Below are 11,264 nucleotides of genomic sequence, written 5' to 3'. Positions count from 1 at the left end.
GATCAGAACTTCTGATCACGGGCCGCGGTCGCGTTGTCTCGTCGGTCAGCCGAGCGAGAGGCCGTATCCGCCGGACTTCTTCGACCGGGGGATCGCCCCGCCCGCAGCGGGCTTGGCCGGGGCCTCGGAGGCCGTGGCCTCGTCGGCGGCGTCGGCCTTCGCGAGCTCTGCCTGCGCGGACTCGGGACCCTCCGCCGGAGCCTCCGCGGGCTCCTCGCTCGCCGGAGCGGCCGCGGCCTTCGGCGCGCCCGGGGCCTCGGGGGCACCGGGAGCCTTGGCGCCACCCGGAGCCTTGGGAGCACCGGGGGCCTTGGCTCCACCCTTCAATCCCAGGCCGACGGTCGGCTTGGCGGGCTTGGCCGGCTCGGCGTCGGTGGCCGGGGCCTCCGTGGCCGACGCATCCGAAGCCGGGGCCGGGGCGTCGGACTCGGCGGGCGCCGCAGCAGCCGGAGCGGCAGCCTTCGGCGCGCCGGGAGCCTTGGCCCCACCCGGGGCCTTCGGTGCACCGGGAGCCTTGGCGCCACCGCCGAGCGAGAGACCGCCCGACTTCGGTGCGCCCTTGGCGGCACCGGTGGTGGCCGGAGCCTCCCCCTGGGCTGCCTCTCGGGTCTCCTCGGTGCGCTCGGCGTCCTTGACCTCGGACTGGGCCTCGGCGCCGACAGCGCTGGCACCACCCGGAGCCTTGGCGCCACCGGGGGCCTTGGGCCCGCCGGGCGCCTTGCCGCCGCCACCGAGCTTGAGGCCGCCCGACTTGGGCGCGCCCTTCGAATCGGCGACGGACGCGCCCGCCGCTGCGGCGCTGACCGCACCGGCGGTACCGGCAGCGGCCACCTCGGCGCCCTCGCCCTTGTCGGTCACCTCGTTGTCCGGGGCGGCCTCGGCGGGCGCCGCCGTGGCGGTGGCACCGGCCTTCTCGGCCTCGGCGGCCTCGCGCTCGGCCTGCTCGGCCTCCTTCTGCGCAGAGGTCTTCTCACGCTTGGGCTTCTCGATCCACGACGCCTCGCGCGGCTCGGGCAGGCCACCGTCGCGGGTGACGGACTCCAGCAGCAGCTGGGCCACGTCCACGACCTCGACCTGACCCTCCATCTCGGTGCCGTCGGTCTGGGCGGTGGTGCCGTCCGAGAGCATCACGCGGCAGAACGGGCAGCCCGTGGCGATCTTGGTGGGCGTGGTCGACAGCGCCTCGTCGACACGATCGACGTTGATGCGCTTACCGACCGTCTCCTCCATCCACATGCGCGCGCCACCGGCGCCACAGCACATGGAACGCTGCCCGTGACGCGGCATCTCCTTGAGGGTCACGCCCGAGCCGTCCATGAGCTCACGCGGCGCCTCGTAGACCTGGTTGTGGCGGCCGAGGTAGCACGGGTCGTGGTAGGTCACGGTGCCATCGATCGGGGCCACCGGCACCAGACGCTTGTCCCGCACGAGGCGGTTGAGCAGCTGGGTGTGGTGGACCACCTGGTAGTCGCCACCGAGCTCGCCGTACTCGTTCTTGAGTGCGTTGAGGCAGTGGGCACAGGTCACGACGACCTTGCGCTGCGCGGTGGGCACGCCGTCGAAGGCGTTGTTCATCGTCTCGATGTTCTGCTCGGCGAGCATCTGGAACAGGAACTCGTTGCCCGCGCGGCGGGCGGAGTCACCGGTACAGGTCTCGCCCTGGCCCAGCACCGCGAACTTCACTCCAGCGGTGTGCAGCAGCGTCGCCACGGCCTGCGTGGTCTTCTTGGCGCGATCCTCGAAGGCGCCGGCACAGCCGACCCAGAACAGGTATTCGGTGTCGGAGAAGTCCTCGATGTCCGAGCCGATGACCGGGATGTCGAAGTCGAGGGCGTTCATCCACTCGTCGCGGCCGGAGTTGTTCTGGCCCCACGGGTTGCCCTTGTTCTCGAGGTTCTTGAACAGGCCCGCCAGCTCGGTCGGGAACTCCGACTCGATGAGCACCTGGTAGCGACGCATGTCGATGAAGTGGTCGACGTGCTCGATGTCCACGGGGCACTGCTCGACACAGGCGCCACAGGTGGTGCAGGACCAGAGGGCCTCCGGGTCGATGATGCCGGCGAGGGTGGGGTCCTCGGAGACGTCGCCGGTGGTGCTGCCGACCAGCGGGCGCTGGGCCTCGATGCGGGCGGCCTCGGGGATCTTTGCCAGCTTGGTCTCGTCCGGGTTGCCCTCGGCGTCGACCAGTCCGGTCTCCTCGCCCATCGTGGTCTTGCCACCCGCGAGCAGGTACGGCGCCTTGGCCGCGCCGTGGTCGCGCAGCGCCATCATCATGAGTTTGGGGCTCAGCGGCTTACCGGTGTTCCAGGCGGGGCACTGCTCCTGGCAGCGGCCACACTCGGTACAGGTGGAGAAGTCCAGCCAGCCCTTCCACGAGAAGTCCTCGATCGCGCCGGCGCCCAGGAGGGGCTCGAAGTCCTCGTCCTCCTCGGTGCGCTGCTCGATCTTCTCCATGGTCAGAGCCTCGCCGTCCATGGTCATGGGCTTGAGCGCGCCGAGCGCGGTGCGGCCGTCGGCCTCGCGCTTGAAGTAGATGTTGAAGAACGCCGAGAAGCGGTGCCAGGCGACGCCCCAGGTGATGTTGCGGCCCACGACGTACAGCCAGATCATGCCGGTGAGCAGCTTGATCAGCGCGAAGATCGAGACCATGAGTTCGTTGGCGGGCAGGATCGTCGACAGCGGGCCGGTGACCCAGTCGGTGCTCCAGTGGAAGCCGTATCCGTCGGCGCGCAGCAGGGCGAGCTTGCCGGCCTTGACGAAGATCATGCCCAGGCCCTCGAGCAGCACGACGGCCTCGACGAAGTAGGCGGCCTTGCGGTCCGATCCGGTGAACCGGTTGAGGCCCTTACGCTGGTTGACCTGGCGGATGATGATAAGTACCAGAATGCCGATGACGGTGCCCAGGCCCAGGAACTCGTCGATGGCGTGGTACCAGACCTGGTCCGACAGCCACGGCCAGCCGCCGCGCGGGTTGAACGTCTGGATGTAGGCCTCGAACCAGACGATCGAGCCGAGCATGAAGCCCACCATGACGAACCAGTGGAAGAAGCCCACCGAGCGCTTACGCGCCATCCGCGTGTGGGCGGCGACCTCCACGATGACGTTCTTCAGTCGGGCGAAGACCGGCCCGAATCGATTGAAGCCGTCCTTCTGGCCGAGCATGATGCTCCGCACCATCCGCGAGACTCCTCCGATGAAGGAGGCCCAGCAGATCAAACTGAGTAGGACGCCTATCGTCCCGAGAGTGATGGTCACGCCTGACATGGTTCGCGGCCTTTCGTCGCACTTCTCGACGCACGGGCACCGTATTTCCGTATTAAAGGCACCCGTCGACAGTGTTGAGGTCAAAGGTATGCCACAAGGGCCCCGTTCCACGAGTTGAGGTCTCCCTTACCTGAGGGTTCCCCACTCGCGGACGGGGCCCGCGTGACGGTCAGTGTTTCAGTTGGTGCGCAGTGTCAGACCCTGGTGCGCGGCGAGCACGTCGGAGATCGGGACCGCCGACAGGCGCGGGGTGAACCCGGCGGCCTTGGACACCGCCTCGGCGTTGGCGCAGGTCCCGGTGTCGGCCACGTTGGAGGCGCTGGAGATGCCCAGTGCGCGGTCGCCCGAGAAGACCACGCCGCCGCTGTCGCCGGGGAGGGCGCACAGGTCGACCGTGAACGCGCCGGCGATGGTGCGTGAGCCGGCCACGTCGATGTCGGCGTCCACCTGCGAGATGGTGCCGCAGGAGAACCCGGTGCGGAAGCCGGTCTTGCAGGCCTTCTGGCCCACGACGGGCTCGGCGGTGCCGATGATCGACTGGGGCGCGTTGCCGTCGGCGCTGACGAGGTTGTTGCTGAACCGCTCGGCCGCGCTCTCGTCCACCGCGATGAGGGCGGTGTCGATCGCCTCACGCTTGGTGCCGGTCATGGTGCCGAACTCCTCGCCGTCGGCGAGGGCGGCGCGGGTGCCGTCTGCGCCGGCGCAGTGGGCGGCGGTGATGACGACGGGCTTGCCGTCCAGCTCACCGTTGAACCCGGTGGAGCACTCGAGCACCCCGTTCGGAACGCGGACCATGTAGCCGGTGCCGCCGACGACCGGGCCCCTGGGCGCCGCGTCCGCCTGGGCGCGCTGACGCGCCTGCGGCGTGGGCTGCGGGTCGGGGTTGGGCACGGTCTCGTTCATTCCGTCGATGATCGAGCCGGTCCCGGGGGTCAAGCCGGACAGCAACTCGACGATGGTGCGCATCGGGCCCTCGGGGATGAACCCGGTCTCGTTGAGTAGTGCCAGGCTTCCGAGCGAGCCGCCGTCGCCGCCGGTCAGCGCGCCGAGTCCGGCGCCCGCGCCAGCGCCGCCCGCGCCCTCACCGGTGGCGGCGGGCGTGAGTCCGTCGGTGGTCGGCTCGCCGCCGGAGCCGGTCTCGCCGCCCTGGCTCCCGAACGGCGCGGTGTCCCACGCCGGGTCGGGGGCCTCGATCATGTCGACCTCGGCGAGGTCGTGGAGCCGGGAGTCGATGGTGCCGAGCTGGGCGGCGTCACCGCCACGGGTGGTGACGACGACGGCGTTGCGGGTCGGATCGACACGCACACCGGTGACGAGTTCCCTGAGGTCGGTGGGCATGCCCTCGACGATCGCGCCGACCTGTCGTTCACGCGCATCGAGCTCGTGTGTGGTCAACGCCACGTCCCGGACGGTGAATCCGGCGTCGGTCGCCTCGTCGCGGAGGGTGTCGCCGATCGCTCCCTCGACCACGCCGACGATGCCGGTGCCGTCGTCGTCGAGCCAGACGCCGCCGAACGCCTCGCGGAACTTCTGCTCCCACCCGGGACGCGCCTCGGCGAGGCGCTGGCCGATGCCGGCCTGGTCGAGGAACTGCTCGGGCGTCAGACCGAGATCGCGCTTGAGCGCCTCGACGAGCGACGTCAGCTGGGGTCCCAACGCCCCGTCGAGCGCGGGGAGGGCCGTCGCGGAGGGGGAGGGGGGCGCCGCGGGCTCGGGGGCGGGCTCGGCGCCGGCGGGCGTCGCGGTGACGACGAGTGCCGCGGCCGCGCCGAGTGCGGCGAGTTTCGAAGAGATACGCATGGTGGCCTTCCGTGATGCACGGTGAGCGACTGGAGAGGTCGACCGGTCGCGAGCAAGATTACGGAGCTGTGATTACTGAGTCCAGTGTGACACGTGTGATTAGTGGGATTAGTTGGGCGATTTTTCAGAAGAGGCTGAGTCGAAGAATTTCGCCACTGGGCGCTAGGCTGCCTCTTCGGCAACGACGTACGCGTCATCCCCAGATACATATCGACCGGAGGTCCCATGTCCGACGCAGACGCCGCACTCCACGAGGCTCTCGACACAGTGGTGCGACGCAATCCCGGACAGGTTCTCTTCCGGCAGGCCGTGCACGAAGTCCTCGAGTCGCTCGCGCCCGTCGTGCACCAGCACCCCGAGTACGTCGAGGGGGGCATCCTCAAGCGCATCATCGAGCCCGAGCGCGTGGTCTCCTTCCGGGTGCCCTGGGTGGACGACAACGGCGTGGTGCAGGTCCAGCGCGGCTTCCGCGTGCAGTTCAGCTCGGACCTCGGCCCGTACAAGGGCGGCCTGCGCTTCCACAAGTCCGTCGATGAGGACACCCTGAAGTTCCTCGGCTTCGAGCAGGTGTTCAAGAACGCCCTCACCGGCCTCGGCCTGGGCGGCGGCAAGGGCGGTTCCGACTTCGACCCACACGGCAAGAGCAACGGCGAGGTCATGCGCTTCTGCCAGTCGTTCATGGCCGAGCTGGCCCACCACATCGGTGCCGACCTGGACGTGCCCGCCGGCGACATCGGCGTGGGCGGTCGCGAGATCGGCTACCTGTACGGGCAGTACCGCAAGGTGACCGGCCGCAACGAGGCCGGCGTGATCACCGGCAAGGGCGTCGGTTACGGCGGTTCCTGGGCGCGCACCGAGGCCACCGGCTACGGGCTGGTCTACTTCGTCCGCGAGATGCTGCGCGACTGCCCGGGGCTCACCCTCGAGGGCTCGCGCGTCGTGGTCTCGGGTTCGGGCAACGTCGCGCTGTACGCGGCCAAGAAGGCCTCGCAGCTCGGCGCCACCGTCGTGGCCTGCTCGGACAGCCAGGGTTACGTGCTGGACGAGGACGGCCTCGACCTGGACCTGCTGTCGGAGATCAAGGACGTGCGCCGCGAGCGCCTCTCGGCCTATGCCGACGAGCGCGGCAACTGCACCTACTTCGAGGGCCGGTCGGTGTGGGAGGTCGAGTGCGACATCGCGCTGCCGTGTGCCACCCAGAACGAGCTCGACGGTGACGCCGCGCGCACGCTCGCCGAGAACGGCTGCCGCCTCATCGCCGAGGGTGCCAACATGCCCTGCACCGAGGAGGCCATCGAGGTCATCCACGCCAAGGGCATCCTGTTCGGCCCCGCCAAGGCCGCCAACGCCGGCGGCGTGGCCACCAGTGGCCTGGAGATGCGGCAGAACGCCGGCCGTCTGCTGTGGGACTTCGAGCGCGTCGACTCCGAGCTCGACCGCATCATGACCAACATCCACGCGACCGCCGCCGCGACCGCCGAGGAGTACGGCCAGCCCGGCGACCTGATCGCCGGCGCCAACATCGCCGCGTTCCGCCGGGTCGCCGACGCGATGCTCGCCCAGGGCGTCATCTGACCCGAGTCCGTCGGCCCACCGGGCCACGGGCGATACGACGACGACAACGACCACCACGTCGTTGTCGTCGTCGTCCTCATTTCAGGGGCGGGTGACCCGGCAGCCCCGGGGGCACTGTCGCCGTGCGCGCCCGGCCTCGTCCGCGTCGCCCGGCCGACTTTGAGCCGGCGCGGCGCAGGTCTGTGCGTGAGTTGGCTCACTCCGGGAATGGAACCCTGCGCGTCTTAGTTATACGGAGCGTCAAACCTCAGCGGCCCAGGCTCAACTCGGGTTGACTCGCCACCGAACGGCGGGCAGTGTGGACACCACACTGTGGAGGGACGGGCCCCGGACTTGAGTCGGGGTCGCTGAACAGCAGTCATCATTCGCGGGAACAGTAAGGAGTTCACCATGGGACGTGCAGTCGGTATCGACCTCGGCACCACCAACTCGGCGGTCGCGGTCCTGGAGGGCGGCGAGGCCCAGGTCATCGCCAACGCCGAGGGGTCGCGCACGACCCCGTCGGTGGTCGCCTTCGCCAAGAACGGCGAGGTCCTCGTCGGCCAGCCGGCCAAGAACCAGGCGGTCACCAACGTCGACCGCACCATCCGCTCGGTCAAGCGGCACATCGGCACCGACTGGAAGTCGGATTCGATCGACGACAAGACCTACACCCCGCAGGAGATCAGCGCCCGTACGCTGCAGAAGCTCAAGAGGGACGCCGAGTCCTACCTGGGTGAGGACGTCACGGATGCCGTGATCACCGTTCCGGCCTACTTCAACGACGCCCAGCGTCAGGCCACCAAGGACGCCGGCCAGATCGCCGGGCTCAACGTCCTGCGCATCGTCAACGAGCCCACCGCCGCGGCCCTGGCCTACGGGCTGGACAAGGGCGAGCAGGAGCAGACCATCCTGGTCTTCGACCTCGGTGGCGGCACGTTCGACGTCTCGCTGCTCGACATCGGCGACGGCGTCGTGGAGGTCCGCGCGACCTCGGGCGACAACCACCTCGGTGGCGACGACTGGGACCAGCGGATCGTGGACTGGCTCGTCGAGAAGTTCAAGGCGCAGAACGGCATCGACCTGACCAAGGACAAGATGGCCCTGCAGCGTCTGCGGGAGGCCGCGGAGAAGGCCAAGATCGAGCTGTCCTCCGGGCAGTCCACCTCGATCAACCTGCCGTACATCACGGTCGACGCGGACAAGAACCCGCTCTTCCTGGACGAGACGCTCACCCGCGCCGAGTTCCAGAAGATCACCCAGGACCTGCTCGACCGCTGCCGTCAGCCGTTCCAGGCCGTGATCAAGGACGCCGGCATCTCGGTGTCCTCGATCGACCACGTGGTCCTGGTCGGTGGCTCGACCCGTATGCCCGCCGTGACCGACCTGGTCAAGGAGCTCACCGGGGGCAAGGAGCCCAATAAGGGCGTCAACCCGGACGAGGTCGTCGCCGTGGGTGCCGCGCTGCAGGCCGGCGTGCTCCGTGGCGAGGTCAAGGACGTCCTGCTGCTCGATGTGACCCCGCTGTCGCTGGGTATCGAGACCAAGGGCGGCGTCATGACCAAGCTCATCGAGCGCAACACCACCATCCCGACCAAGCGCTCGGAGACCTTCACCACGGCGGACGACAACCAGCCGTCGGTGCAGATCCAGGTGTTCCAGGGCGAGCGTGAGATGGCCGCGCAGAACAAGCTGCTCGGCTCCTTCGAGCTCGCCGGCATCGCCCCGGCTCCGCGTGGCGTGCCCCAGGTCGAGGTGACCTTCGACATCGACGCCAACGGCATCGTCCACGTCACCGCCAAGGACAAGGGCACCGGCAAGGAGAACACGATCGTCATCCAGGACGGCTCCGGTCTGTCCAAGGAGGAGATCGACCAGATGATCAAGGATGCGGAGGATCACGCCGCCGAGGACGCCAAGCGTCGCGAGGAGGCGGACGCCCGCAACCAGGCCGAGTCCACGATCTACCAGACGGAGAAGTTCGTCTCGGAGAACGAGGACAAGATCCCGGCCGACAAGAAGTCCACGCTCGAGTCGGCGATCGCCGAGGCCAAGACCGCTCTCGAGGGCTCGGACGTCGACGCGATCAAGGCCGCGGTCGAGAAGGTCAACACCGAGGCGCAGGCCGTCGGCCAGGCGATCTACGAGGCCTCCGCGGCCGAGGGTGCCGAGGCCGGGGAGGGCGCATCCGCGGGGTCCGATGACGACGACGTGGTGGACGCCGAGGTCGTCGACGAGGACGAGACCGGGAGCGATTCCAAGTGACCTCGCCCCACGCTGACGGACCGGAGACCGACAAGGCCGCATGGGCCGGTGCCGACGCCGAGACCGTCGACGCGGCCGAGGTGGCCGACGAGGCCGCGGCGGCTGAGGCCGCCGCGGCCGGCGGGGACGGTGCGCTCGAGGGCGAGATCGTCGACGAGGCGTCGACAGGGCTGCAGGCGCAGCTCGACGAGCGCACCGCCGACCTACAGCGGGTGTCGGCGGAGTTCGCCAACTACCGCCGCCGCATGGACCGCGAGCGCACGGCCGGCATCGAGGCCGCCCGCGCGGGGCTGCTCTCCGAGCTGCTCCCCGTGGTGGACGATCTCGACCGCGCCCGCGATCACGGCGACCTGGCCGACGGGCCGCTCAAGGCCTTCGCCGACAAGATGGTCGCGCTCCTGGCGGGCCAGGGCGTCGAGCAGTTCGGCGAGGAGGGCGACCCCTTCGACCCGAACCTGCACGAGGCCGTGCAGGACGAGTCCGACGGCGGCGAGCCCGTGCTCGGCACCGTCCTGCGCAAGGGCTACCGCATGGGCGAGCGCACCCTGCGCGCGGCGATGGTCATCGTCCGCTGACAGAGGCGACCGGCACGTGCAGGTGCGGCCCGCATCAGGCGGACCGCACCTGCACACCCCGGCAGACCTGAGAAACTAACTACAAAGCAGGACAGAAAGGAGGCGTCTGGTGAGCCAGCGCGAATGGGTCGAGAAGGACTACTACGCCGAGCTGGGCGTCTCCAAGACCGCCACGCAGGACGAGATCCGTAAGGCGTACCGCAAGCTCGCCCGCGAGAACCACCCGGACTCCAACCCGGGCAACACCGCGGCCGAGGAGAAGTTCAAGCGGATCAGCGAGGCGAACGACGTCATCGGTGATCCGGCCAAGCGCAAGGAGTACGACGAGTTCCGCGCCCAGGTCTCCTCGGGCGGGTTCGGCGGCTTCGGCGCGCCCGGAGGCGGCGGCGGTTACACCACCACCAGCGATTTCGATCTCGGCGACCTGTTCGGCGGCGGCGGACCGGCCGGCGGGGCCGGAGGCTTCTCCGACCTGTTCGGCGGGTTGTTCAACCAGGGACGCGCCGGCGGCGGCGGAACCGGTCGGTCCCGGGCGCAGCGCCCGCGCGGAGGTCAGGACGTGGAGACCGCGCTGACGCTCTCGTTCCGCGAGGCCGCGCTCGGTGAGACCGTCCAGATCAAGCTCTCCTCGGCGTCGCCCTGCCTGACCTGTCACGGCAGCGGCGCCAAGCCCGGCACCAGCCCCAAGGTGTGCGGCACCTGCCACGGCGCCGGCGTCACCCAGCGCAACCAGGGTGCGTTCGGCTTCGCCGAGCCCTGCACCGACTGCGGCGGTACCGGGTCCAAGATCGACGACCCGTGCACCGACTGCGGAGGCAGTGGCGTCACCGACCGCACCCGCACGATCAACGTCAAGGTGCCGGCGGGGGTCTCCGACGGCCAGCGCATCCGGCTCTCCGGACAGGGCGAGGCCGGCTTCCGGGGTGCGCCCTCCGGCGACCTGTACGTCACGGTGACGGTACAGAAGGACGCGGTTTTCCAGCGCGACGGCGCGGACCTGCTGGTCGACCTGCCCGTGTCCTATCCCGAGCTCGTGCAGGGTGCACAGGTGTCCGTCCCGACCCTGACCGGCCGGGTGACCGTCAAGGTCCCCGCCGGATCGCGGGACGGCCAGATCCTGCGGGTGCGGGGCCGGGGCATCGCACGCAAGTCCGGAACCGGCGACCTCAAGGTCACGCTCCGGGTGGCCACGCCCCCCGCCGGGATGGCCGAAGCCGAACTCGCCGCATACGACGAGGCGCTCCGCGCGGCAGGCTTCGATCCGCGGTCGGGCTGGGCCGGGTCGGCATGAGCCCCCGGCTGGACGTCGAGGACCTCGGTCCCGACGACAGCGTGCTCGTGATCTCCATGGCCGCGGAGCTGTCGGGGCTGCACGCCCAGACGCTGCGCACCTACGACAGGCTCGGGATCGTCACCCCCGAACGCACCCGGGGCGGCGGCCGCCGCTACTCGCTGCGCGACGTGGCCATGCTGCGCGAGGTGCAGCGGCTCAGCCAGGAGGAGGGCGTGAACCTCGCCGGCATCAAGCGGATCATCGAGTTGACCAATCAGGTCGACGCGCTGCGCAGCCGTGTGGCCGACCTGATCGACGAGCTCGCCGACCTGCAGCGGAGGCAGGGACGACCCGGCCGCTCCGGCGAGTTGGTGCACGTGCCGCGTTCCACCTCCGTGGTGGTCTGGCGGCCCCGCCACCAGCGTGACGACGAGGACTGAGGCCGGGGCGCGCGTGGTCAGGCGCACAGTCGGCCGACGGGTCCGGGCCCTCGCGGACGGGTAACGTCGAGCGCAGTCCGATCCCGGTCAGGC

At 69.8% G+C, this 11,264-nt stretch carries 7 protein-coding genes; 5 read left to right on the top strand and 2 right to left on the bottom strand.

The window, feature by feature from the left end:
• Nucleotides 1-45: 45 nt before the first annotated feature.
• On the bottom strand, nucleotides 46-3,264 hold the full coding sequence (locus ACWIE7_RS05720; RefSeq protein ID WP_454068778.1) for a (Fe-S)-binding protein: 3,219 nt from the start codon (nucleotides 3,262-3,264) through the stop codon (nucleotides 46-48).
• A gap of 177 nt (nucleotides 3,265-3,441) precedes the next feature.
• Complete coding sequence (locus tag ACWIE7_RS05715; RefSeq protein ID WP_454068777.1) at nucleotides 3,442-5,064, bottom strand: S1 family peptidase; 1,623 nt, start codon at nucleotides 5,062-5,064, stop codon at nucleotides 3,442-3,444.
• A 225-nt stretch (nucleotides 5,065-5,289) separates the two neighbouring features.
• Between ACWIE7_RS05715 and gdhA the strand changes: the two genes are divergently transcribed.
• The 5 genes from gdhA to ACWIE7_RS05690 all read left to right on the top strand — a co-directional run bounded on the left by gdhA (nucleotide 5,290) and on the right by ACWIE7_RS05690 (nucleotide 11,171).
• Entirely contained in the window at nucleotides 5,290-6,639 is a 1,350-nt protein-coding gene (gdhA, locus tag ACWIE7_RS05710) for an NADP-specific glutamate dehydrogenase (RefSeq protein ID WP_454058479.1), read from the top strand.
• 390 nt (nucleotides 6,640-7,029) lie between these two features.
• Nucleotides 7,030-8,883 (top strand): molecular chaperone DnaK, encoded by a 1,854-nt coding sequence (gene dnaK, locus ACWIE7_RS05705; RefSeq protein WP_454068776.1) that lies wholly within the window; start codon nucleotides 7,030-7,032, stop codon nucleotides 8,881-8,883.
• Nucleotides 8,880-9,458, top strand: a complete 579-nt coding sequence (gene grpE, locus ACWIE7_RS05700) for a nucleotide exchange factor GrpE (RefSeq protein ID WP_452099928.1) — start codon at nucleotides 8,880-8,882, stop codon at nucleotides 9,456-9,458. Before dnaK ends, grpE begins: the two co-directional genes overlap by 4 nt.
• 109 nt (nucleotides 9,459-9,567) lie before the next feature.
• Nucleotides 9,568-10,749, top strand: a complete 1,182-nt coding sequence (gene dnaJ / locus ACWIE7_RS05695) for a molecular chaperone DnaJ (RefSeq protein WP_454058478.1) — start codon at nucleotides 9,568-9,570, stop codon at nucleotides 10,747-10,749.
• A complete protein-coding gene (locus ACWIE7_RS05690; RefSeq protein WP_344993139.1) occupies nucleotides 10,746-11,171 on the top strand; it encodes a heat shock protein transcriptional repressor HspR in 426 nt (141 codons plus the stop codon). The genes dnaJ and ACWIE7_RS05690 overlap by 4 nt, the downstream gene beginning before the upstream one ends.
• Nucleotides 11,172-11,264: the final 93 nt, after the last annotated feature.

The sequence above is a fragment of the Dietzia sp. NPDC055343 genome, assembly GCF_053645265.1.
Note: the sequence above shows the minus strand (reverse complement) of the source record. Positions and strands in the feature narration are given on the sequence as shown.

What these genes read in the sequence shown, in the direction of transcription:
- ACWIE7_RS05720 (WP_454068778.1), bottom strand. Translation starts at nt 3,264, where the DNA reads ATGTCAGGCGTGACCATCACTCTCGGGACGATAGGCGTCCTACTCAGT.
- ACWIE7_RS05715 (WP_454068777.1), bottom strand. Translation starts at nt 5,064, where the DNA reads ATGCGTATCTCTTCGAAACTCGCCGCACTCGGCGCGGCCGCGGCACTC.
- gdhA (WP_454058479.1), top strand. Translation starts at nt 5,290, where the DNA reads ATGTCCGACGCAGACGCCGCACTCCACGAGGCTCTCGACACAGTGGTG.
- dnaK (WP_454068776.1), top strand. Translation starts at nt 7,030, where the DNA reads ATGGGACGTGCAGTCGGTATCGACCTCGGCACCACCAACTCGGCGGTC.
- ACWIE7_RS05690 (WP_344993139.1), top strand. Translation starts at nt 10,746, where the DNA reads ATGAGCCCCCGGCTGGACGTCGAGGACCTCGGTCCCGACGACAGCGTG.